Below are 22,568 nucleotides of genomic sequence, written 5' to 3' on the forward strand. Positions count from 1 at the left end.
AGAGTAAGGCAGTGTCCGTACAAGTCAAACCTTGTGACGGTGACATTCAGTACGGACCTCAGCCCTGGCGAAAGTGCCAGTCGGCAAATGTACGAAACGTCCAGGGTGTCGCCTCGCCCATTTCTCCTGCAGCGGAAATCGCGGTGATGTCGTCGAGCTCGGAATCCTCCTCGGCAGCAATGTGGCCGCGGATATGCTCCAGCAGTTCCTCTCCACTGGCATCGAAATAATGACGCCGGAACAAGGCGATGCTGCGGCTGGCAGTGACGAGATAGAGCTGATCGTCACGCCTTCCGGCCCCTGAGAGCCTGACGCCAGTTTCCTCTTCGACTTCCCGGTGCATGTTGCCGTCAATATCGATGAGGTCGCCCGCCACATCCTCTTCGTCGAACGAACCCGCCGGAAAATAGATGCGGCCGGCTGCCGATGTCGAAGCGGCCATACGCCCGGCGATCAGCTTGTTATCCGCCGAAACGATCACACCGACGGCGAAAATATGCCAGGGCTTCACGTTTCCTGCATCGGCTTTCCAATGCATCATCGTGGCAAATCGCGTGCGATGATATCGCGCCTGAAACGCATCGTCCGCCACCCCCGCCTCCTCAGCCATGAAAAATGGCCCATTGAAGATGGCCGGATTGGCTGCCGTCGCGCTGACCCATCCAGCAGCAATTGCCGCCTCATTTGAAATTCCATATTCAAGTGGGGCGCTGTCGATGCGGATCACCGCGTTGTTGAGGGGGATGACGGTCTTCTCTGGAATTTCGTGCATTACTCAAACCATACTCAAAGTTACGGAAACCGGGCAATGGTCGCTGGCCTTCGGACGATCCCAGCCGGTACGCGGAAAAAGCTCCACCTTCTGATCGGGCGGAAAGATCGTCCGGTAAGGCTGACCACGGCGGACGATATCGGGTACGGCAGTAGCATTGCTCTGCGCGAGCGCCGGTGAAGCGAGAATATAGTCAAGCTGGCACAGATGCCGCTCGTCTGGTCCGCGCGTGTGATAAAGCGTCCAGCGATCCATGACAGGCCGCCGTTCCACCAGGTTCTTGCAAAATCCGTCATTCAGCAGAACGTCGAGACTGCTGATTGGCTCACTCACCGGCGCGAAGGTATATCCAACCAACGAATCCCCGCCGATCACCACTCTCTCGCGATAATCATTGAAGTCGCCGCAGATCACCCAGCGCTTGCCAGCCGCACCGCCGCTTGCCGCAAATTTGTTCTCGATGATCCGCCGGACCGCCGTCGCTTCCGCCACCCGCACGGGCATGGTCGATGCGCGCCCGTCCATGCCGTTCCGCGGCGAGCCCATCGACTTGAAATGACTGACAAAAAGCGTCAGCGGCTTGCCGCCGATGCGTACGTCGATTTCCAAGCAGTCACGTTTGAAGATACGTTCATGCGGCTCGATGCCGAGCAAGGCAAGTTGAGGATTGTGAATACCGAGATCGTTATAGGTGAGATGCGCATGGCTGGTCATGCCAACAAATTCGACCGGCTCGCCATAACGGGTCTGATCGCGCATCAATACAGCCACGTCGATGCCACGGCTGTCATTGCCTTCGACCATATATTTGTGGCGGTAGCCCTCGCCGACCATCTTGAACAGATATCCAAACTCGAAGGCGTTCAGCGCGCCGATATTGTCCACCTCCTGCAGGCAGAGAATATCGGCATGGGTTTCGGCGATCGCCAGGGCGGTCAATTGCCGCGTGTCGTCGGCATAGGCAATCGCCCGCCCCTGTTCAAGCTGCCGGTATTGTTCCTCATCTTCTATCTGGAACAGCTGCAACGTCCGGTCCTTGTTGAGATTGTTCTTGAATCCCGAAAAATCAAAACGACTCATGAGGTTTTCGACATTGAAAGTGGCGATGCGAACGGACATGCGGGAACTCGAATGTTTGAATTATGTGACGGGAACGTTCCGATTGAGAACCTAGCCCCATTGACTGGCTGCCACCAGTGGCGATCCACCCGACAAAACCTTATATAGGGGTTATCAAAGCGGGAAGAACAACGAATGAAAGCCTTGAAGATCATACTTGCGGCCCTCGGCTTTATTCTGACAACCCAGCTTGTCAGCGTATCCGCACAGGAAATCCAGGGCTACCGCCCGGCACCGCGCGGGCTCGATGCAGTCCCGAGAAAGCCCTATATTCCGGGCAGCGGCACGCCGTCCAATCCCGCTTTACGCGACTGCACCGGATCAGCCCGCTGCTATGATTTCCGCGTTCATCGCCCCATCGGCCCATCCGGCCGAACACAGGTTGAGCGTTGCCGCGCGCAATACCAATCCTACCGTGCCTTCGACAATACTTATCAGCCTTTCACTGGACCGCGCCGACGCTGTGATCTGTAGAACCAGTTCGAAGCATGCGGACCGACCTCGAGTCATATACCGACTCGGCATTTGGCGCGTAACGCAGGCGCGCCGCGCCATCTCCACCAAAGACCAGCACGTAGTCGTAAAGGTCCTTGAGCGTTTCGTATGCTGGCGTTGCTGCAGCCGGATCGTCGGTTCGCGCCAGCTCAGCCAATGCGGCATAGGGCTCGCGGTAGGCAATCCAAAATGGCTGGAACGGCCAGATGTAGAAATTTGACAGGAAGGCCGAGCCGTCGATGACGCTCCAGGCGCCAGCATGGGGAGAAATCGACGTGGCCCTGATTTCGCCCTGGTCCAGCGTAACCGTGGCAATTCTTGAGCCTTCGGAAACCTGACGCAAGGCGGTTCTGACCCGTCCATACTCGTCATCTCGCATTCCCCACTCGTAAGTGGTTTCGAGGCTGATTAGAAATACGGCCGACGCGATTACCGCCAGCACGGCGCGCGCCACCCACCTGCCGCGGTCCGTGGCTTCCAACCCAGACCAAGCAAGGAGGCAACAAGCCGGGATCAGCCTGATGTCGACGAGGTTCGATCCAAACCCGGAGGGCGGGAGCAAGGCGATTGCAATAGCAAGCAGTCCTACCATCCATCGTGCTGTAGTGACCAGCCGCAGCGCACCCTCTCGAAAACTGAAATAGAGCGCCAGGACCAGAGGTAAGCCGATCGCGATCTGGCCGAGCGGATAGCCCGAAATACCTACCCCCGGCGCGAGGAAGACAAGCACGATCTTATAGACGACCGACATGCCCACCCCTGTGTAGGGACTTGGTGCCGGTACATAGCTGCCCGCTGAATTCGACGATACCAGCACGTGCAGCGTGGCTGCAGGCACGAACTGCATCAGTGCCAGCAATAGCGAGCGCCATGCGAAGACGCCCCGGCTGCGTGCAAGACTGAGTTCATAGCCGAGGACGCCGACACCGTAGATGCCCAGCGCGCTCAAATGGCACAAATATACTGCAACGCAACCCGCCGAGAAGGCCATCAAACGACGACCTCCGACGGGCCTACCCGCGATGATCCACGCTGATAGCAGCCAGAAGGCGACACCAACGCCAAAGAGGTAGTTCAACAGGCCTAGCTGGAACATCGCATTGTTGGCAAACAGCAATACGCCGAGCAACAAGTAGTTTAAACGACCTGTGATGGCCCGACCCACCATGACTGCGCCAGTGGTTAACAGCAATGTTGAAAGCGAGGCGAAGACCTTCAGGGCGACCGGAAGGCTCATGAAGTTCGCGAGCCCCGGTACGATGACCTCCATCGCCAGATTGGTCCCGATCTGCAGATCGCGAAGTTCGTAGTAGCGCTGCAACGTCCCGGACTGCGAAAGCTGCATCAATGTGTGAATTCGAGCCAGATGGTTTGGAAAGTCTGTGATGTCTGGGTATTGGACCGAATAGAGCGGAAACTGCGTCACGGCGAACAATGCGAGAAACCAGCAGGCGAAGTTGCGTTTTGCGAGTGTTCCGGCGTTGTGATTTGCCGGCGAAGCTTCATTGAGTGCCCGGACCGCGCGATCGATAAGACAAGCAGCTCGTCTTTTTGCGCGGGAAAGACGCAGCTTAACCACGCCGCAGGCGGATGCGATCACAGGCGCGTCCCTTGTCCATTGGCGCTCACCAGCCGCTTCATGTCCATTTCGCTTTCATCCAATCGAGATTGATCTCCCGACGTCTAAGCCCGTAAGCTTGTCTGGAACTGTATGACGTCGCGAGTAGCCTTGCGAACTAGGGCAACGGTGTTGTCACCGCACAAAAAAGGCCGGTGAATCGCTCCACCGGCTTTTACTATTCAACCAAAGTCAAATCTCAGTTCTTGGCCTTGTCGACCAGCTTGTTGCTGCCGATCCACGGCATCATGCCGCGCAGCTTTTCACCGACTTCTTCGATCTGATGCTTGTCGTTATTGCGACGGATAGCCTTGAAGCGCGATGCGCCGGCCTTGTATTCCTGCATCCAGTCGGAGGTGAACTTGCCGGTCTGGATGTCGGACAGGACGCGCTTCATCTCGGCCTTGGTTTCGGCAGTGATGATGCGTGGACCGGACACGTATTCGCCCCACTCCGCAGTGTTGGAGATCGAGTAGTTCATGTTGGCGATGCCGCCTTCATAAATCAGGTCAACGATCAGCTTCACTTCGTGCAGACATTCGAAATAGGCCATTTCCGGGGCATAGCCAGCTTCGACCAGCGTCTCGAAACCGGCGCGGATCAACTCGACCAGACCGCCGCAAAGGACGACCTGCTCGCCGAAAAGATCGGTCTCGCATTCTTCGCGGAAATTGGTTTCGATCACGCCGGAACGGCCGCCGCCGACGCCGCATGCGTACGACAGGGCAAGGTCATGTGCATTGCCTGACGCATCCTGGTGTATGGCGATCAGGCAAGGAACGCCGCCGCCCTTCTGGTATTCGCCGCGAACCGTGTGGCCTGGGCCCTTCGGCGCGATCATGACCACGTCAACCGACTTCTTCGGCTCGATAAGGCCGAAGTGCACATTGAGACCGTGGGCGAAAGCGATCGCTGCGCCGTCGCGGATATTGTCGGCAATGTGATCCTTGTAAATGTCTGCCTGTAGCTCGTCCGGCGTCGCCATCATCATGAGGTCTGCCCATTTGGCCGCCTCTGCGACGTTGACGACCTGAAAGCCGTCGGCTTCTGCTTTCTTGGCAGTTGCCGAACCTTGGCGAAGCGCGATGCGCACGTCCTTGGCGCCGCTATCCTTCAGGTTGAGTGCATGGGCACGCCCCTGCGAACCATAGCCGATGATTGCAACCTTTTTCGATTTGATCAGGTTGATGTCCGCGTCGCGGTCATAATATACGCGCATTGATTTATCCCTTCCAATGTGAGACCTAGTGGCCACCTTCGGCCGCTTCCGTTTGAGCTCCATAAAGAGCCAAAAACTGTTGTGTCGCTCGCAGCGAATCCCGCTCGATTGACGCATCAGTCAATTCCAGCCGGTCGCCGAGCAGCAACCGGATTTGCACGTCCCGGACAACCAGTCCGAAAAAGGTACGAAACGCTTCATCAGTCTCGCTGAAATGCAGCAGACCGGTATCGCGACCAAGCTGCAGCAGTGGCTTGAGCCGGCGAGCCATGGCGAAGGGTCCGTTTTCGAGAACGATGACGCCGAGGTCGTGCTTGTCGCTGCCCGCATGACCGACGGCCACGCGGTTAAGCGCCACGGAAATGGTCCCGGAGAGGACGTGCAGCCAATCTGAGGCAAAGCGCTGAAGACCGGCGGTTAGCGAAGCAAGATTGAATGCCTCAGGATTGACAGGCACCGCCCTCACCTTCGAGGCTTGCCATTGAACAGTCGCCGTGAGCAGCCCATCACGGTCACCGAACCACTTGTAGAGACTTTCTTTGGAACAGCTGGCGCGGCGCGCGACGCTGGTCATCGTCAGCGCGTCTCCCGCTTCGACCAGCAGTGCAAGCGCAGCGTCGAGAACGTCCTTCTGACGCTCCGTCAATGCGTTCTCGCCAACGTCGACCGCTAACTGCACTTTCAACTCCCTGCCGTACCGTACCGTACGTTACGGCAGCGGTTCTAATACGGTGAAAGGAATTTGACAAGGCCAAAACAGGACAAATTCTCAGTCTGTCCAATCAATTCTTGCACAAGGAATTTCGGAAGCCGCACAAGAATACCCCCAAATGAAATAAGAAAGTGCGATTCCCGAGCAAGAATATCAACCATCAATTGATATTTTGGTGTGCCGGGTAGAATGCATGCCTGTACTAGATGTTGACCTGCGTACCGATCTCCACAACGCGGCCGGTGGGAATCTGGAAGTATTCGGTCGCATCGCTGGCTGTCCGGGCGAGCGCAATGAACAGCCGGTCCTGCCAGCGCGGCATTTCCGATCGGGCCGATGCTTTCAAGGATCGGCGCGACAGGAAGAAAGAAGTGGTCATAATATCGAACTTCCATCCCTGCTTCCGGCAAATCGCAAGTGTGCGCGGAATATTGGGCCGTTCCATATAACCAAAGGTCAGAGTAACGCGCATGAAGAGGTCATTTATAGGCTCGATACGCACCCGTTCGCTCTTTTTTACCAAAGGAGTCGGAGCGGTAATTACCGTAAGAATAACGTTATTCTGGTGCAACACCTTGTAATGTTTTAGGCTATGCATCAGCGCGGTCGGCGTGCTCTTTGGATCACCTGTCAGAAAGACAGCAGTACCCGGCACGAGGGTTGGCGGATTCTCTGCCATTTTCCTGGAAATGAGATCGAGCGGCACTTCGCCCTTGCGGGTTTTTTCGAACAGCTGGCGGCTGCCCCGCACCCACGTGAACATCACGAGGACGACGAGGAATGCGACCACCAGCGATGCCCAACCGCCATCTACGACCTTGATAAGATTGGCGCTAACAAAGGTTAGATCGATGATGAGGAAGCAGAGGGTCGCCGATATTGCCACCCACAAGCGCCACTTCCAAATTCTGCTCATGACGATGAAAAGCAATATCGTCGTGACAAGCATGTTACCGGTTACGGCTATACCATACGCGGACGCCAAATTAGACGACCGTTCAAAACCGAGCACCAAAAGGACGACGACGAGACCAAGCAGAACATTGACGCGCGGCAGATAGACTTGGCCGGACAATTTCTCCGACGTGTGCTCGATGTTGAGGCGCGGCAAGAGATTGAGTTGCACAGCCTGCCGCGACAGCGAGTAGGCACCGGAAATAACCGCCTGACTGGCAATGACAGTTGCCATCGTAGCGAGCAGTACCATCGGCAGAAGTGCCCAGTGCGGAAACATTTCGAAAAATGGATTCTCTGCGGAGTCCCCGTTTGCCAGAATGAATGCGCCTTGCCCAAAATAGTTCAGCAGAAGACAAGGAAAGACGATCCACATCCAGGCCGTCGCGATCGGTTTGCGACCAAAATGGCCAAGATCGGCATAGAGGGCCTCCGCCCCCGTCACAGCAAGAAACACCGTGCCGATGGTGGGGAACGCCGTAACCGGATTATCTATAATGTATTCAACGGCATAGACGGGATTGACGGCAGCAAAAACGCTCCAATCGTCGGCAAGGTGCCATAAACCAAAAAAACCGATAGCGAGAAACCATAGCAGCGTGATCGGGCCAAAAACGGTCGCGACCCGCGCAGTACCAAAGCGCTGAACGGAAAAAAGGGTTAGAAGGATCACCAGAGTGATCGGCACGATGAAAGGTGTCAGCCGCGGTGTGACGATCTCAAGACCCTCAACGGCCGAAAGCACCGAAATTGCGGGCGTAATCACCGCATCGCCATAAAACAGCGATGCGCCAACGATTCCAAGTGCCAGAATAAGCTGCGGGCGAGTCTTGAAGCTCGACCGTGCCAAAGCCATCAGAGACAGGATACCGCCTTCGCCATCATTGTCGGCTCGCAGAACAAATAGAATATACTTGACGGTTACTATGAGGGCCAGCGCCCAGAAGATCATTGAAACAACACCAAGAACGTCAGTGCGGCTCAACGTTCCATCGAGCGAAGCCGCGTGGAGCGCTTCGCGAAAGGCGTAGATCGGACTTGTGCCGATATCGCCGTAAACGACGCCGAGAGCACCAAGAACAAGAACCGGAAAGGCCTCTTTGTGATGCGGTTCCGATTCATGAACGACGGGACCGTTATCACAGTTCTCGTCATCCAATTGTTGTTCACTCATGCAGGTTTTCCCTCGCTCTGACAGCGTGGGCGGACGAGTTAGTCGTGTTGCAGCGCAATATCAATCGCCATTTTTTCATAGCTGTTCGCCTGTGGTATGCAAAAATGCATAGCAAAGCGAATCCCGCACCCGAATCAAGGGGCTAGGGTTGAAGCGCATTGAGAAATCTTTCCACAGCACCCGACATCCCGTGCACCAAAGCGTCCGCTGTAAGCCCATGACCGATAGAAACCTCAACAAGATTTGGCACTTTTTTGACCAAAGCCGGCAGATTGACGACCGTCAGGTCATGCCCTGCATTCACTGCAATCCCTGCTTTTGCCGCCGCCGCGGCGGTCGATTCCAGCTTTGCGAGTTCGCTGGCCTCCAGGCGCGGATCATCGTATGCGCCTGCATAGGGGCCAGTATAGAGCTCAACCCGGTCAGCGCCAAGCGCCTTGGCCATGGCTGGTGTATCGGGGTCGGGATCGATGAATAAAGAAACGCGAATACCCTGTGCTTTGAGTTCGGAAATAACTGGCCGGAGGAATTCCGCATCGCGTTGCAAATTCCAGCCATGATCCGATGTCGATTGCGCCGGATCATCCGGCACCAGCGTCACCTGCTCTGGTTCATTCGCGGCGACAAGGTCCAGGAACTCGCGCGTAGGATATCCTTCGATATTGAACTCCGCCTGCGGAAATTCATCGTCGATAAGCGCTCGAATTGCCGGCAAATCGGAAAAACGGATATGTCTCTCGTCGGGGCGCGGGTGCACAGTCAAACCGGATGCGCCAGCCGCCAAGGCGATGCGTCCAAGACTAATGACGTTGGGCCATGGCAGATCGCGTCTGTTGCGCAGCATCGCGATCGCATTGAGGTTGACGGAGAGTGATGCGGTCATGATTTAACCTATACGCGGAAGCATTGGCGTCTTCTTTACAGCAGAAACGCGACATAAAATAATGCTATTTCATCTAAACTCAAAGATTGAGCCCTCTGGTTTTATCGCACGACGGTCAAGCGTTCTGCAGCGCGGGTAATTGCGGTGTAGAGCCAGCGTTCGCGTGTATCGCGAAAAGCATAGCTTTCGTCGAAGAGCACGACCTCATCCCATTGTGATCCTTGGGCTTTGTGGGTCGTCAGAGCATAACCGTAGTCGAAATCGTCAAACCGCTTCTTGGTCTGCCACGGTATTTCGGCGTCCGGATCATCGAATTGCGATTTCAGCAGTTTTATCTTGGCGACGCCCCTCCCCGGCTCCTCATCCTCTGGAGCGACCAAGAGATTGATTCCCGGTTTCACCGTTTCCCGCGACGAGGTCATGACCTTCCATAGCGAACCATTGAGCAAACCCTTTGCGGGGTCGTTGCGCAGACACACCAGCTTGTCGCCGGCCTGTGGAAAGGACGCGGAAAAACCCTTCAACTCTCGCAGGCGCTGGTTGTAGCGCCGGCGCGTGCGGTTGGTACCCACGAGCACCTGGTCGGCACCGAGAACCAGTTCCTGTGTAACATCCGTCTTCGAAATCACCTTTGCGGCGCCAAAATCGCCGAACGTGAACTCACGGCCCTCGCGTACATCGAGCGCCAGACGGATGATGGGGTTGTCACGCGCTTGCCGGTGAATTTCGCTCAGGAGATAATCCGGCTCGTGTTCGGTGAAAAAACCGCCACCGGAAATCGGCGGCAACTGACCGGGGTCGCCCAACACAAGGATTGGCGTGCCGAAGCTCATGAGATCCCGTCCCAATTGCTCGTCAACCATGGAGCATTCGTCGACGACGATGAGCTTGGCCTTGGACACCGGACTTTGGCGATTCAAGGAAAATGTCGGAGCAATGCTGGTTTTCCCAGTGGTCTCGTTCTCGATCGCCTCTTCACCCCGCGGCCGGTAGATGAGAGAATGGAGCGTGCGAGCATTGGCGGCGCCTTTCGAACGGAGCACCTGTGCTGCCTTGCCAGTAAAAGCCGCAAACTGAACGTCACCCTCGATATGCTCGGCAAAATAGCGAGCAAGCGTCGTTTTCCCAGTTCCGGCATAACCGAAAAGCCGAAAAATCGGGCTGCGCCCGTCTTTCAACCATTTTGAAACGGCGCGGAGCGCTTCATCCTGTTGTGGTGATAATTGCATAGTCCTGAGTGACAGGATTCGCCGCCAAAGGGCAAGGAAAATGGGCGCGAGGAGTATTAGACTTATAGGTTATCGGGATTTCCAGGCCGTATCTGTCCCTCGCCAATCCGGCCGAATTGTTGATTCACCATGCGAAAACGATTGCCATTGACCTGCAGCGTCCAGCAGATCTTCTGATCCTCACCCTCATAGGTCAAGCAAAGGTTGTCATTCTCAAGCGCCCACTCGCCGGCGTAGGGCATGCCCTTCGTCGCAACCTCTTCCGGTTTGCAGCATTGGATCATCTTGCCGCGAGATTTGCCATCCGGGCCGAGGAATTCAGTGAAGTTGAAGGGCGGCTCAGCTTTAACTTCGCCTGTAAGAGTCGCTCCGGTGATGGCTTTGCGCAGATCGTCTTCATTTGGCGTCGACCACGAAGTGTCTTGTGCCGAGGCATGGCTGGTAAACAACATGAAAGTGGAGACCAGCAGTGTAGCGATTGAGGGTATATTCATCTCAGGATCGGTCCGGGTCATTTTCGAGGCGGATGGGTTGACCATGCGGTGTCGCATGTGCAGCGCGCTGCCAAGCCTCAGTCAACTGGTCGATATCGTGGCTATCCGCAACATTCTTGGAGGCGATCAGCGATTCCAACGCCTCAAGCCAGCAATGATAGTAATCACTGCCATCATCCAGCGCGCGAACGTGTTTCAGTTTGCCCGAAAGCGTGGCCGCCCATTCCTCCCAGGTGAACAACCCGCGGTCGTGGAGGGCAACCACCATCGCAAAAGCTTCCGCCTGCCAAGGTTCGGCAAATACCGGGCTATCAGGGCTTCCTGGTAGTCCGCGCGAGTGAGTGATCAGCTCACGCAGGCTCAAGATAACTCTCCCAGGCGTCAATACTGACGGTCACTGCAGGATCGGCTCCATCGCCCCATATCTCAGGAGCGCTAAAGACCACTGTATAAACATATTGTGGGTTTTCACCCTTGCCGTGAGCGTTGGAATCCGGAAAGACAAAGCCACCACGGACAGCTTCGACAACCCCCAACTTGCCGCGCGCATAGCGCGGCAATCGCGTATGCGCTTCCGGATTGAAATTATGGGTTCGGATGCGATCGCCGGACTGGAAGCGTGGCGCACCTGCCACAGGGCGATCGCAAGGGCCACCTTTCGCAAGGGCAGCAGCGACATTTTCCGCTTTCAGAACACGCTTTGGTTGAGTTCCTTTGCCAAGTGAGCGGCCTGCATCGAGTTCCAGGGGCTGGACAAATCCATGGCGCTTGAGCAGGACCTCAAGCGCCTTGGCCCATATTTCATAATAGCTGGAAGTGTAATAATCCGCGGGATGAAGGCTCTCGCGCGCATGACGGCTCTCGTCGATATTCCAGTGCCCCATCGCGCCGGCCGCGATTGTCATGCCCATTGCCCGTTTTTCCCAATCGGCATGAAATAGCGGCTCATTTTTTTCGGGCGCAACAGGGCCAAACCCCATCTGTCCGCCAAGATCCTGCGGCCCGTTCATGCTGCCTCCGGTACGAGCGCCAGTCCCGTCCCGATCATGGAATCACGTGTGACGAGCCGGGCAAGCTGTTCTTCACTCATGCCTTCGCTGCCTTCGGGTCGCATTGGTACAACAAGATAGCGGAGTTCGGCAGTCGAATCCCAGACACGAATTCTGGTCGTTTCAGGGAGGACCAGATCGAACTCCGTCAGTACGCCGCGGGGATCAATAACCGCTTTCGACCGGTAAGGTGGCGATTTATACCAGACGGGAGGCAAGCCAAGCACCGACCATGGGTAGCACGAGCACAGGGTGCACACGACGAGATTATGCGTGTCCGGCGTATTAAATACTGCCTGCATATGCTCGCCCTGCCGCCCGGTATACCTCAGGGACTCAATTGCTGCTGTTGCGTCGCGCCTCAGCCAATCGGCATATTCTGGATCCGACCAAGCTTTTGCGACAACCCTCGCTCCGTTGCGTGGACCAACCTTCGTTTCGTACGTATCGACGATCGCATCGATCGCCTGCGGGTCGATCAGGCCCTTCTCCGTCAAAATCGTTTCCAAGGCGCGCACGCGTGCGGCCATGGGATCAAGTTCATTATCGTGATGGTGGTCGTCGTGATCGTGTGGCATACAGAAAATCCTATGCGCCAACAGCGGTCAGCGCAAGCTTACTTCAACATTGGCCACAAGGTGGCCACGAGCAGAACGGCCATTGTGATGTTGAACCATTTGAGCCGCACTGGATTAGCAAGCCAGCCACGCATGATTTGCCCAAAGGCCGCCCAGCTCGAAACGGATGGAATATTCACGATGGCAAACGCGATGCCCACGATTAAAACCGTCGTAAAATAAGCTTGCGGCGACGTATAGGTTGCCATGGCGGTCACAGCCATCACCCACGCTTTAGGGTTGATCCACTGGAATGCGGCAGCTTCCAGGAACGTCATCGGCCGCGCCTTGCCGTCAACTGCGTTCAAGGAGCGCGACCTGGCGATCTTATAGGCGAGATAAATCAAATAGGCACCGCCGGCAAATTTCAGGGCCGTATAAAGAAGCGGAAAGGTCTGCAGCAAAGCGCCGAGTCCCAAACCCACTCCAATGAGGAGAGTAAAGAAACCCGAGCCAATACCGAACATGTGGGGAATCGTGCGTTTGAAGCCGAAATTGACGCCGGACGTCAGCAACATGAAATTATTTGGTCCCGGCGTTATCGAAGTGACAAAAGCGAACACCAGTAGGGTCAGAAAAATCTCGAGTGTCATTATTATCCCCACCCCCCGTAAAAGGGGCACTCATAGGGTCTGGCAATATTTGGCTCAAGGGCGGACTTGTCAGGGATACAATTGAGCGTCCCTGACAATAGTGACCAAGGCTGGGTATCGGCCAGAACTACATTCCCATCGGTCCGCGGTTCATGGCTGCAACGCCCGTCCGGCAAATCTCAACAAGGCCAAGCGGCTTCATGATCGCGATAAACTGGTCGATCTTCGACCCTTTGCCGGTGATCTCGAAGATGAAATGCTCCGTCGTTGCGTCCGTCACCTTGGCGTGGAACGCATCGGCCAGACGCAATGCTTCATTGCGATGCTCGCCAAGGCCAGCGACCTTGACCAACGCCAGTTCGCGCTGGATTGGTCCGCTTTGACCAAGTTCATCTGCACGCACAGACAAATCCACCACTCGGTGCACAGGTACAATGCGTTCCAGCTGGTGGCGTATCTGGTCCAGAATATGCGGTGTGCCGCGCGTCACGATTGTGATGCGCGACAGATGCTGTTCGTGCTCCGTCTCGGAGACCGTAAGGCTTTCAATGTTATAGCCCCGTCCGGAGAATAGGCCAATCACGCGTGCAAGGACGCCGGGCTCGTTATCGACCAGGACCGATAGAACCGTCGTGACTGGTAGTTCAGTCTCCTTGGCAATGAAATATGCCGAACCGGAGGCTAGGTTTTGAGCGTTCATTCGTTATTTCTCCGGTTTTTTTAAACGAGCTGTCTGCCCTTGGCATCAATGGCGTTGGCGACTGCATCATCCGTGGCCTCATCGGGCAAAAGCATTTCATTGTGAGCCTTGCCCGACGGGATCATGGGGAAGCAGTTTGCAAGATTGGCCACGCGGCAATCGAAAAGAACCGGCTTTTTGACGTCGATCATTTCCTGAATGGCATCGTCGAGATCGCCAGGCTTTTCGCAGCGAATGCCATGACCGCCATAGGCTTCTGCCAGCTTGACAAAATCGGGCAAGGCTTCCGTATAGGAATGTGACAATCGATTGCCATGCAGCAGTTGCTGCCATTGGCGAACCATACCCATATACTGGTTGTTCAGGATGAAAATCTTGATCGGCGCTTCATACTGAACAGCTGCACTCATCTCCTGCATCGTCATCTGCACCGAAGCGTCGCCGGCTATATCGATAACCAGAGAGTCAGGATGCGCGATCTGCACACCGAGCGCTGCTGGCAGGCCATAGCCCATCGTTCCGAGACCGCCTGATGTCATCCAGCGATTGGGCTTCTCGAAATGATAGAACTGCGCCGCCCACATCTGGTGCTGGCCGACTTCGGTCGTGATATAAGTGTCGCGATCCTTGGTCAGTGCATACAGCCGCTCCAACGCATATTGCGGCATGATCACGTCCTTGTTGCGCGTATAGGACAGAGACTTCCGTGAGCGCCATCTGTCGATCTGCGACCACCATTGATCGATCGCCTTTTCGTCAGGCTTGGTCGACGACGCACGCAGCAGGCGAATCATATCTTCGAGCACGTGGGCAACATCGCCGATGACCGGAACATCAACCCGAACCGCCTTGTTGATCGACGACGGATCAATATCGATGTGAATCTTTTTGGAATTTGGCGAGAAACCGCTGATGCGGCCGGTAATGCGGTCGTCGAAGCGTGCACCGACGTTCAACATGACATCGCAATCATGCATCGTCATGTTGGCTTCATAGGTTCCGTGCATTCCGAGCATGCCAAGCCAGTTCTTGCCAGATGCCGGATAAGCACCAAGCCCCATCAATGTGGAGGTAATCGGGAAATTGGTCAGCTCAACGAGTTCCCGCAGCAACTTGCTTGCTTCGTTGCCGGAGTTGATGACACCTCCTCCCGAGTAGATAACAGGGCGTTTTGCCGTCAGCATCAGAGCGACAGCCTGCTTGATCGCCTCGATATCGCCCTGGATCTTGGGATGATAGCTGGTGCGCGGCGAGACTTCCGGCGGTGTATACATACCGGTTGCAAACTGAACATCCTTCGGAACGTCAACAAGGACGGGACCGGGACGCCCTGTTTTGGCAACGTGGAAAGCTTCGTGCAGGACCCGCGCCAAATCGTTGACATCCTTCACCAGCCAATTGTGCTTGGTACAAGGGCGTGTGATACCGACAGTGTCGCACTCCTGGAAGGCATCCGAACCGATCAGACTCGTCGGGACCTGTCCACTGATACAGACCAGCGGTATGGAATCCATCAGCGCATCCTGCAGTGGCGTAACCGCATTGGTTGCACCGGGTCCTGATGTGACCAGCATGACGCCGACTTTGCCGGTGGACCGGGCATAACCCTCCGCGGCATGACCCGCACCCTGCTCGTGCCGGACCAGAATGTGGTTGATCTTGTCCTGTTGGAAGAGTTCATCGTAAATCGGAAGCACGGCGCCACCCGGATATCCGAAAATATCGGTTACCCCCTGATCAATGAGTGCCTGGACGACCATCTCGGCACCAGTCATTTCACGTCGTTGCGATGGTCGGCTGTCACTATCCTGCTTGTCTGCTTTCATCGGTCTCTTCCCGTCTATTCTGCGGCTCTTGGCCCTTCAGAAGGTGTCTGCTCTAACTGAAATGTTGGAAATAAAAAAGGCCCCCGAAGGAGCCTGTGTATCGCGCATGGGAGCTTTCGCCGGGTGCTTACTACACCCTGCCCATGCGCGATCCCACGACGATAAGAACTGTTTTCATGGTCGCGGACGATAGTTAAGCAAATTCCATACGTCAACGGCAAAAATGCAAATCAAATCGAATGATCAGCACCGAACCTCAAACCAGTCGAAACAATTGTCACAATCACGCTAAGATAATCTCAATGCCTTCGAATTAGGGTGACCCGACAAGTCTTGTCACCACACTGCTATAAGTTCACGGAATGGTCACCAACGATGAACGCTGAAGCCTTGCCGGCTGAACAACCCAGACCCTTCGTTCGCAATCGAACCGATGGGCACGTCATCGAATGCAATGGCGAAAAAGCCGTCATTTACGCATTGACCGGACCATCTATCGCAGCATCGGATGACTACTGGACAGTCGGCCAGTTGATTTCCATTCAGGTCGGAAACAGCCGCGTGGTCGGGCTCGTCTATGAAGTCAACGCCCACGAAGCGCAATGGGTCGTCGAAGCCGACCAGAGCATTCGCATCCATGTCGAGCTTATCGGACAGGTCAATGAGCATGATGATGGTTCGCTGACCTTTTCATCCGGCATCGCGAATTATCCGCACATGGGCGCCGTAGCACATCGGATTCGCGCGACAGATCTGGCAATTATTTACACAGCGAGCCTGAAGAACAGCGTATCGGTCGGGCATCTGTCGCAAAATGCATCGATCCCGGCACTGATTTCGATAGATAGTCTGGTTTCGCGACACTTTGCCGTTCTCGGCAGTACCGGCGTTGGTAAATCGAGTGCCGTTTCCCTGCTCTTGCGCAAAATCATCGCGCAGCGACCGGATCTTCGCGTACTGATCCTCGATCCTCACAACGAATTTGCAAGCGCCTTTCCAGATCATGCGATCTCGATCGATTACAACACATTGGAATTGCCTTATTGGCTGTTCAGGCTGGAAGAGTTCGCTGAAGCTGTCTTCCGCGGGAGGCCGACGGTACCAGCCGAAGTTGATGCCTTGCGCGATCTGATTCCGATTGCGCGGGAGCGCTTTGCCAGTTCCGAAGCAACCACCGCCACATCGCTGCTGAAGAAAGATCGCGATTACTCGTCGTTGACCGCCGATACGCCGACACCATACCGGATGGCTGATCTCATCAAGTTGATCGATGAACGTATCGGCCAATTGGAAGGCAAGACAGATCGGCCGATCATGAAGGCGCTTCGGCAGCGTTTGCAGGCGCTGGTTGCCGACCCCCGCTACCGTTTCATGTTTTCGGCCCCGACGACGATGGACACGATGCGCCAGACGATTGGCCATATTTTCCGCATACCCAAGAACGATCGACCGATTTGCGTCTTTCAATTGGCTGGATTGCCATCGGAAGTGGTGAATTCCGTTGCCTCGGTACTCTGCCGCATGGCCTTCGACCTCGCGGTTTCGAGTGACGGCCGCGCACAGACGCTCGTCGTCTGCGAGGAGGCGCATCGTTACATTCCAGCCGATGCCAATGCAGGTTTCTGGCCAACCCGTCAGGCAGTTGCCCGTATTGCCAAGGAAGGCCGCAAATATGGCGTCTATCTGGCAGTCATTACGCAGCGTCCAGGCGAGCTTGATGCAACCATTCTTTCCCAATGCAGCACCGTGTTTGCCATGCGCCTCGGAAATGAGCGTGACCAGGAGATCATTCGGGGCGCCATTACCGGCGCATCGCAAAGCACGATTGGATTTCTGTCATCGATTGCCAATCGAGAAGCGATCGCGTTTGGTGAGGCCGTTCCAACGCCGATGCGCATGATGTTCGAGACAATCGCGCCTGACCAATTGCCGGCTGCGCATATGACCAAAAGCCAGCAATCCATGCGGCTGGGCGATTCTTACCTCTCTCTCGATACGATCTTGATGCGAATGCGCCAGCTCAACGCGGCAGAAAGCACAAGCAGCCAGGATGACGCATTCGATATTGTCGAAAGCATTGGTAATTCTGTTCCGAGTCAGAGGCATACCGTTCCCTTGACTCAGGAGCCGGTAAGAACTCAGTGGCGCAATATCGATGCGGCAATCCGCAAAGAGGAACCGCCCAAGTCGCAACCGGAAGGGACCGACCGGTTCCGTGCCAGCGACCTGATCCGTACATTCCGCAACGACAAGACCTGAGTTAGGGATAAGACAGCCTTTCCCAATCGTCCCCGAGCTGGTTGCGGAACCATGTCATCTGGCGCTTGGCATATTGACGGGTAGCAATCGTCGCGAGTTCAGCGGCCTCCTCCAGATCCAGGCGATCGGCAAGGACCTCGGCAATTTCGCGCACTCCGATCGCTCTCATGGCAGGGAGTTCGCTCGAAAGCCCCAATGATAACAATGCCTTGACCTCGTCTATGGCACCGGTTTTCATCATGGTTTCAAAGCGCGCGGCGATGCGGGCGCCAAGCCATTTCCGATCCGGCTCGATAACCAACTTGCGCGCGGCCTTAGCGTCGATCAGTGATCTGCCGGTTTCCTTTTGCCATTCGACGATGGACCGGCCCGATGTATCGATGACTTCGAGCGCTCGTACAATCCGCTGGCCATCGGTCGGACGTAGGGTAGACGCCGCCAACGGGTCTTTCTCGGTAAGTATCGCATGCAATTCCTCGGAGCCCAGCTCCGCATCCTGCTGGCGCCAATGTGTCCGTATACCCGCCGGAATGTCAGGCATAGCCGATAGTCCTCCGAGAAGTGCACGAAAATACAGCCCGGTGCCACCAACGAAAATCATAGTCTTTTCAGTTAGTTCTGGCCTATTCAGAACGTCTTCGGCATCCGCGAGCCAGCGTCCGGTCGAATAGGCGATATTTGGGAAAACATGCCCGTAAAGATAATGCGGCGCGGCTTTGAGATCGTCCCGACCAGGCCGCGCGGTCAAGAGGTTGAGGACATCGTAGACCTGCATTGAATCCGTATTGACCACGACGCCGCCTGTTTCATCTGCCAAACGAAGCGCAAGCGCCGACTTGCCGCTTGCCGTCGGTCCAGCTATCAGGATTATCTGTCTTTTCGTCACGCTAACGCCCAACCGGAAATCGCCCTATGCCCTTGATGGCCACGCTCATCGCCAATCCCGCCACTTCGGACCTTGTACCATCGCTCGGGATTAAAGCCTCGGCGGCGGTCAATGCAACAGGTCTTTACTGGCTGGCCGATGGGATTGCCTGTGACCTGCCTCTAAGGGACGGTACGGATGCGGCTGAAGCACGCCTTGAACTGGCAAGAGCAGCCGACGGCGCGCCGATCGATATTGTCGTTCAGAATCAAGACACTAGACGCAAGAAGATTTTGATTGCCGACATGGATTCGACCATGATCCAGCAAGAATGTATCGATGAACTGGCCGAAGAAGCTGGCCTCCGCGAAAAAGTCGCGGCGATCACTGCGCGGGCCATGAATGGCGAAATCGCCTTCGAACCTGCGCTGCGTGAACGTGTCGCGCTGCTCAGGGGCCTGCCCTACACGGTGATCGACAAGGTGATCGCCGGTCGCATCACGCTCATGCCAGGCGGACCGGAACTGGTGCGCACGATGAAGAAGCACGGGGCATATACTTCGCTTGTTTCAGGCGGATTTACCGTGTTCACCCAGCGTATCGCCGAGATGATCGGCTTCAATGAAAACAGTGCCAACACCTTGATAGATAATGGAAAAGTCTTGACGGGAGAGGTCAAGGAGCCGATCCTCGGACGCGAAGCGAAGGTGGCGGCGCTGACCTCCATCTGCCAGCGTTTCGGCCTTTCATCCCAGGATGCGATCGCGGTCGGAGACGGCGCCAATGACCTCGGCATGCTGCAGCTGGCAGGCACAGGCGTAGCGCTCCACGCCAAACCGATCGTTGCAGAACAGGCGAAGGTGCGGATCGACCACGGTGATCTGACCGCCCTTCTCTATATCCAGGGTTATCGAAAGGCCGATTTTGTAGTCTGAACTCGCGTCCCCACAACCATTTTTCTCGCAATGGTTGAAAATCTTGCGCCAGAATCGACACTTCTTGCGTAAGATTCGTATTTTCTTGTGCAAGATTGTGTCAAACTTGCACAAACTTGCATGCGATCCTCAATCTTGTGAACGAACAGTGCCGCGCTTGAATCCGACCGTTCAGATCAGTCCATCTGAAGCGTGACGAACCGCAGCTCGCCGGTTTTCGACGCCAGCATCAGCAGCGCATTCTTGCGGCCTTCGTCGCGAAGTTTTTCGATCCGCGCCGCCACATCCTCAGGCGTCGAGACGGTCTCCTGCGCAATGTCGACGATGACATCACCGGCCGCGATCCGCTTGTTGGCGGCTATCGAGCCGTTCTGCACTTCCGTCACCAGCACGCCCTCGACCTCTTTGGCAATGCCGAAGGTTTTGCGTGTGGCATCGTCGAGTTTTCCAAGGCTCATTCCGAGCACGTCCACGTTCTGGGCGGCTCCGTCCTCCCCGGTTGTCTGGTCGTCCTTCTTGGCGTCCGCCTGATCACCGTCATCCAGACGGCCGAGCGTGACCTTGACAGTCTGCTCCTTGCCCTTGCGGACAACGACGACATCGACTTCCTTGCCGATGGGGCTCTCCGCCACGACGCGCGGCAGATCCTTGACGTTGTTGACATCCCTGCCATCGAAACGCGTGATCACATCACCGGGAAGAATTGCACCATTGGCGACCGGACCGCCTTCGATGATCCCGGCGACCAGCGCGCCCTTGCTGGATGTCATGCCGAGGCTTTCGGCGATATCGTCAGTCACAGGCTGGATGCGCACGCCAAGCCAACCGCGACGCGCCTCGCCAAACTGGCGAAGCTGTGCGATGACGCCGGATGCAAGCTCGGCCGGAATGGCGAACCCGATACCGATCGATCCGCCGGTCGGGGAAATGATGGCGGTATTGATACCAATGACCTGTCCATACATATCGAACAGCGGCCCGCCGGAATTGCCGCGGTTGATCGCAGCGTCGGTCTGGATGAAGTTGTCGTAGGGACCGGAGTTGATATCGCGGTTGCGCGCCGAGACGATACCGACGGTCACGGTGCCACCGAGGCCAAAGGGATTGCCTATGGCCATGACCCAATCGCCGATACGGGTCTTCGATGAATCGCCGAACTTGACCGCCACCAGCTTGTGCTTTTTCGGATCGACCTTGAGCACCGCAAGATCGGTCTTGGTATCCTTGCCAACCAGGGTCGCCTTCAGCTTGGAACCGTCATTGAAATTGACTTCGATCTCGTCGGCATCGGCAATCACGTGATTATTCGTGACGACGATCCCCTCGGCCGCATCGACCACGAAACCCGAACCGAGCGACTGGACCTTGTGCGAAGGATTGCTCTCGCCAGGATTCTGCTTGCCGAAATATTCGTCGAAGAATTCCTGGAAGGGCGAGCCATCAGGCACCTTCGGCATCGGCACCGGTCCCGATTCCCCGTCCTGTCCCTTGACCGTCTGCGAGGTCGAGATATTGACCACGGCATCGAGCAAGCCCGCCGCAAGGTCGGCGACGGAGGCCGGCCCCTGTGCTTGGGGCTGTTGACTGTTGGGCACGATAGGAGCTTGCACCTGTGCCCGGGCTTCACCGACAAATGCCGGGTTGAAGCTTGTCGCGGCCAGCGCAATCAGCGCGGCAGCCGCGGTTGCGGAACGGAGAACGAGGCGACCAGTCTTGAAAAACATACGTTCGGGCCCTTATCGGAAACAGGATGATACAACAGAACGGCGAGAGGCGACATAAATATGACCGAGCGGCTATTGCAGCATTTATTTCGGATCAGTCAATTCAAGAGTTGATGAATTGCTCCCGTCCTATTCTTGCTTCGCAATGTGACCCCAGCTCAGGCGTCTCCCTTCTGTTGCGGCGGGTCGGGAGTAACGACTCGGCCGTAATTGTCGTGAAGACGCCACCAGATGTAGGGATCTCCCTGAGGACGGCCGGGCGGTACGTCCTGCCAAGTCTCCTGGCGACCCAACGGCGTCATGTCGAGAAACGACCAGACAGGCCCTATTTCCTCAATGCCGCGACCGTTCAGAAAGTAGCTGCGAAAAATACGGTCACCGTGCCGGATGAAGACATTGATGCCAAACATTTCTTCAACACCGAAATCCCGGGAGAATCGCTCGTCGGACAGCGAATAGAAGGGGATGTGGTTCCATCCCATCCGTTCACGCAGGCTCTTGATCTTGTCGATGGGCGCAGCAGTCACAAAGGCAAGGGTCGTATCGCGTGCTGCAAGATGGGCAGGATGAACAACGGTGTCCGCAACCAGCGAGCAACCGCTGCACGCCCCATCCGGCCAATTCTCGACATCGGGCGCATAGAAGAAACGATAGACGATCAGCTGCCGTCGGCCTTCGAACAGCCCCAGCAGATCCCTGTCGCCATTAATGCCTATGAATTTGTAGTTGCGGTCGACTTCGGTAACCGGAAGCAGTCTGCGCTTGGCGGCCAGACGATCCTTGGCCTTCATCAGGGCCTTTTCCTCCACGAGCAGCTTCTCGCGGGCAAGGTTCCATTCATCCTCGGAGACCACATCGAAGTCGCCGACGGGTTCGCGCATAGACGGAGCCGGGACTCCGGGACCTTCTTGTCGAGCCATATTCTCCTCCGCTGAAAGTGCTGCATGGTTACATGCAACGGCAACGGTTCAACGGCACGCGGGTTCCAAGGGAATGGTTGTCTGCGGTTCGAAGCTTTCCCATGCCTGAGCGCAACCGCCTGCTTCCACCCCGAGATCAACCCTCGACGGGGTCGAACCGCAAAGCAGGTGATGGATCAAACGACACTACGCGTCAAATTGGTTTAAAACGCGCGATGCCTACCCCCGAGCGAGCCACACCACCCCAACGCCGATTGCGACCGAAGCGACGCCGGCGACGCGCAGGAAACCGTCCGGTTGTTCGCTGACATCGCGGGCAACACGTTTTGCAACGAGCGGGAAAAGGCCATAGAGCAGCCCCTCGAATACGAGGAACAGCCCTACGGCATCAATAAAATCGATCATGATCTG

22 protein-coding genes are annotated in these 22,568 nt (G+C 56.1%); 3 read left to right on the plus strand and 19 right to left on the minus strand.

Translation table 11 applies throughout. From position 1 onward, the window contains the following. Positions 1–58: 58 nt before the first annotated feature. Together J2X72_RS08365 and J2X72_RS08370 are read right to left on the minus strand one after the other, a co-directional pair. Positions 59–772 carry an NUDIX hydrolase gene (locus J2X72_RS08365; RefSeq protein WP_310070632.1) on the minus strand — a complete coding sequence of 238 codons (714 nt, stop codon included), beginning with the start codon at positions 770–772 and terminating at the stop codon, positions 59–61. 3 nt (positions 773–775) lie between these two features. After that, a complete protein-coding gene (locus tag J2X72_RS08370) occupies positions 776–1,891 on the minus strand; it encodes an endonuclease/exonuclease/phosphatase family protein (RefSeq protein WP_310070634.1) in 1,116 nt (371 codons plus the stop codon). Between the two features lie 135 nt (positions 1,892–2,026). Between J2X72_RS08370 and J2X72_RS08375 the strand changes: the two genes are divergently transcribed. Further along, positions 2,027–2,365 carry a BA14K family protein gene (locus J2X72_RS08375; RefSeq protein WP_310070637.1) on the plus strand — a complete coding sequence of 113 codons (339 nt, stop codon included), beginning with the start codon at positions 2,027–2,029 and terminating at the stop codon, positions 2,363–2,365. Here the strand turns inward: J2X72_RS08375 and J2X72_RS08380 are convergent. The 13 genes from J2X72_RS08380 to J2X72_RS08440 form a co-directional block, all read right to left on the minus strand. Next, positions 2,334–3,986 (minus strand): hypothetical protein, encoded by a 1,653-nt coding sequence (locus J2X72_RS08380; RefSeq protein WP_310070640.1) that lies wholly within the window; start codon positions 3,984–3,986, stop codon positions 2,334–2,336. The genes J2X72_RS08375 and J2X72_RS08380 overlap by 32 nt on opposite strands. Before the next feature lie 217 nt (positions 3,987–4,203). Then, positions 4,204–5,223, minus strand: a complete 1,020-nt coding sequence (ilvC, locus tag J2X72_RS08385) for a ketol-acid reductoisomerase (RefSeq protein WP_310070643.1) — start codon at positions 5,221–5,223, stop codon at positions 4,204–4,206. 25 nt (positions 5,224–5,248) lie between these two features. Further along, positions 5,249–5,902, minus strand: a complete 654-nt coding sequence (locus tag J2X72_RS08390; protein WP_310070646.1) for a TetR/AcrR family transcriptional regulator — start codon at positions 5,900–5,902, stop codon at positions 5,249–5,251. Between the two features lie 235 nt (positions 5,903–6,137). After that, positions 6,138–8,063 (minus strand): potassium transporter Kup, encoded by a 1,926-nt coding sequence (locus J2X72_RS08395; RefSeq protein ID WP_210000574.1) that lies wholly within the window; start codon positions 8,061–8,063, stop codon positions 6,138–6,140. Between the two features lie 142 nt (positions 8,064–8,205). Further along, a complete protein-coding gene (locus J2X72_RS08400; RefSeq protein ID WP_310070650.1) occupies positions 8,206–8,946 on the minus strand; it encodes a pyridoxine 5'-phosphate synthase in 741 nt (246 codons plus the stop codon). A gap of 101 nt (positions 8,947–9,047) precedes the next feature. Beyond that, complete coding sequence (locus tag J2X72_RS08405; protein ID WP_310070652.1) at positions 9,048–10,175, minus strand: ATP-dependent RecD-like DNA helicase; 1,128 nt, start codon at positions 10,173–10,175, stop codon at positions 9,048–9,050. Positions 10,176–10,237: 62 nt separating this feature from the next. Continuing rightward, the gene (locus J2X72_RS08410) at positions 10,238–10,669 is read right to left on the minus strand and encodes a hypothetical protein (RefSeq protein WP_310070655.1); all 432 of its coding nucleotides are present in this window, start codon (positions 10,667–10,669) and stop codon (positions 10,238–10,240) included. A gap of 1 nt (position 10,670) precedes the next feature. Beyond that, entirely contained in the window at positions 10,671–11,033 is a 363-nt protein-coding gene (locus J2X72_RS08415) for a nitrile hydratase accessory protein (RefSeq protein ID WP_310070657.1), read from the minus strand. Next, complete coding sequence (gene nthB, locus J2X72_RS08420) at positions 11,020–11,679, minus strand: nitrile hydratase subunit beta (RefSeq protein ID WP_310070661.1); 660 nt, start codon at positions 11,677–11,679, stop codon at positions 11,020–11,022. The genes J2X72_RS08415 and nthB overlap by 14 nt, the downstream gene beginning before the upstream one ends. After that, positions 11,676–12,296 (minus strand): nitrile hydratase subunit alpha, encoded by a 621-nt coding sequence (gene nthA, locus J2X72_RS08425; RefSeq protein WP_310070665.1) that lies wholly within the window; start codon positions 12,294–12,296, stop codon positions 11,676–11,678. The genes nthB and nthA overlap by 4 nt, the downstream gene beginning before the upstream one ends. 38 nt (positions 12,297–12,334) lie before the next feature. Next, positions 12,335–12,928, minus strand: coding sequence for a LysE family translocator (locus J2X72_RS08430; protein WP_210000558.1), 594 nt, complete (start codon positions 12,926–12,928; stop codon positions 12,335–12,337). 127 nt (positions 12,929–13,055) lie between these two features. Then, on the minus strand, positions 13,056–13,628 hold the full coding sequence (ilvN, locus tag J2X72_RS08435) for an acetolactate synthase small subunit (protein ID WP_112530013.1): 573 nt from the start codon (positions 13,626–13,628) through the stop codon (positions 13,056–13,058). Positions 13,629–13,648: 20 nt separating this feature from the next. Continuing rightward, positions 13,649–15,454 carry an acetolactate synthase 3 large subunit gene (locus J2X72_RS08440; protein ID WP_310070669.1) on the minus strand — a complete coding sequence of 602 codons (1,806 nt, stop codon included), beginning with the start codon at positions 15,452–15,454 and terminating at the stop codon, positions 13,649–13,651. 375 nt (positions 15,455–15,829) lie between these two features. Here J2X72_RS08440 and J2X72_RS08445 point away from each other — a divergent pair, with 375 nt between their 5' ends. Further along, positions 15,830–17,713 (plus strand): helicase HerA domain-containing protein, encoded by a 1,884-nt coding sequence (locus tag J2X72_RS08445; protein WP_310070671.1) that lies wholly within the window; start codon positions 15,830–15,832, stop codon positions 17,711–17,713. Between the two features lies 1 nt (position 17,714). Here J2X72_RS08445 and miaA read toward each other — a convergent pair whose 3' ends face one another. Beyond that, the gene (miaA, locus tag J2X72_RS08450) at positions 17,715–18,599 is read right to left on the minus strand and encodes a tRNA (adenosine(37)-N6)-dimethylallyltransferase MiaA (RefSeq protein ID WP_310070672.1); all 885 of its coding nucleotides are present in this window, start codon (positions 18,597–18,599) and stop codon (positions 17,715–17,717) included. 26 nt (positions 18,600–18,625) lie between these two features. On the opposite strand from miaA, the gene serB reads away from it, so the two are divergent. Continuing rightward, on the plus strand, positions 18,626–19,513 hold the full coding sequence (serB, locus tag J2X72_RS08455) for a phosphoserine phosphatase SerB (RefSeq protein WP_310070674.1): 888 nt from the start codon (positions 18,626–18,628) through the stop codon (positions 19,511–19,513). Between the two features lie 176 nt (positions 19,514–19,689). On the opposite strand, the gene J2X72_RS08460 is transcribed toward serB, so the two are convergent. The 3 genes from J2X72_RS08460 to J2X72_RS08470 all read right to left on the minus strand — a co-directional run bounded on the left by J2X72_RS08460 (position 19,690) and on the right by J2X72_RS08470 (position 22,562). Further along, entirely contained in the window at positions 19,690–21,237 is a 1,548-nt protein-coding gene (locus J2X72_RS08460) for a DegQ family serine endoprotease (RefSeq protein ID WP_405044666.1), read from the minus strand. A 158-nt stretch (positions 21,238–21,395) separates the two neighbouring features. Further along, a complete protein-coding gene (locus J2X72_RS08465) occupies positions 21,396–22,157 on the minus strand; it encodes a DUF899 domain-containing protein (protein WP_310070677.1) in 762 nt (253 codons plus the stop codon). A 219-nt stretch (positions 22,158–22,376) separates the two neighbouring features. Beyond that, entirely contained in the window at positions 22,377–22,562 is a 186-nt protein-coding gene (locus J2X72_RS08470; protein ID WP_210000543.1) for a DUF2065 family protein, read from the minus strand. Between the last annotated feature and the right edge of the window lie 6 nt (positions 22,563–22,568).

The organism is Phyllobacterium sp. 1468, from assembly GCF_031455525.1.
Taxonomy (GTDB): Bacteria; Pseudomonadota; Alphaproteobacteria; order Rhizobiales; family Rhizobiaceae; genus Phyllobacterium.

What these genes read in the sequence shown, in the direction of transcription:
- J2X72_RS08365 (WP_310070632.1), bottom strand. Translation starts at nt 772, where the DNA reads ATGCACGAAATTCCAGAGAAGACCGTCATCCCCCTCAACAACGCGGTG.
- J2X72_RS08370 (WP_310070634.1), bottom strand. Translation starts at nt 1,891, where the DNA reads ATGTCCGTTCGCATCGCCACTTTCAATGTCGAAAACCTCATGAGTCGT.
- J2X72_RS08375 (WP_310070637.1), top strand. Translation starts at nt 2,027, where the DNA reads ATGAAAGCCTTGAAGATCATACTTGCGGCCCTCGGCTTTATTCTGACA.
- ilvC (WP_310070643.1), bottom strand. Translation starts at nt 5,223, where the DNA reads ATGCGCGTATATTATGACCGCGACGCGGACATCAACCTGATCAAATCG.
- J2X72_RS08395 (WP_210000574.1), bottom strand. Translation starts at nt 8,063, where the DNA reads ATGAGTGAACAACAATTGGATGACGAGAACTGTGATAACGGTCCCGTC.
- J2X72_RS08400 (WP_310070650.1), bottom strand. Translation starts at nt 8,946, where the DNA reads ATGACCGCATCACTCTCCGTCAACCTCAATGCGATCGCGATGCTGCGC.
- J2X72_RS08405 (WP_310070652.1), bottom strand. Translation starts at nt 10,175, where the DNA reads ATGCAATTATCACCACAACAGGATGAAGCGCTCCGCGCCGTTTCAAAA.
- J2X72_RS08410 (WP_310070655.1), bottom strand. Translation starts at nt 10,669, where the DNA reads ATGAATATACCCTCAATCGCTACACTGCTGGTCTCCACTTTCATGTTG.
- nthB (WP_310070661.1), bottom strand. Translation starts at nt 11,679, where the DNA reads ATGAACGGGCCGCAGGATCTTGGCGGACAGATGGGGTTTGGCCCTGTT.
- nthA (WP_310070665.1), bottom strand. Translation starts at nt 12,296, where the DNA reads ATGCCACACGATCACGACGACCACCATCACGATAATGAACTTGATCCC.
- J2X72_RS08430 (WP_210000558.1), bottom strand. Translation starts at nt 12,928, where the DNA reads ATGACACTCGAGATTTTTCTGACCCTACTGGTGTTCGCTTTTGTCACT.
- ilvN (WP_112530013.1), bottom strand. Translation starts at nt 13,628, where the DNA reads ATGAACGCTCAAAACCTAGCCTCCGGTTCGGCATATTTCATTGCCAAG.
- J2X72_RS08440 (WP_310070669.1), bottom strand. Translation starts at nt 15,454, where the DNA reads ATGAAAGCAGACAAGCAGGATAGTGACAGCCGACCATCGCAACGACGT.
- J2X72_RS08445 (WP_310070671.1), top strand. Translation starts at nt 15,830, where the DNA reads ATGAACGCTGAAGCCTTGCCGGCTGAACAACCCAGACCCTTCGTTCGC.
- serB (WP_310070674.1), top strand. Translation starts at nt 18,626, where the DNA reads ATGCCCTTGATGGCCACGCTCATCGCCAATCCCGCCACTTCGGACCTT.
- J2X72_RS08460 (WP_405044666.1), bottom strand. Translation starts at nt 21,237, where the DNA reads ATGTTTTTCAAGACTGGTCGCCTCGTTCTCCGTTCCGCAACCGCGGCT.
- J2X72_RS08465 (WP_310070677.1), bottom strand. Translation starts at nt 22,157, where the DNA reads ATGGCTCGACAAGAAGGTCCCGGAGTCCCGGCTCCGTCTATGCGCGAA.
- J2X72_RS08470 (WP_210000543.1), bottom strand. Translation starts at nt 22,562, where the DNA reads ATGATCGATTTTATTGATGCCGTAGGGCTGTTCCTCGTATTCGAGGGG.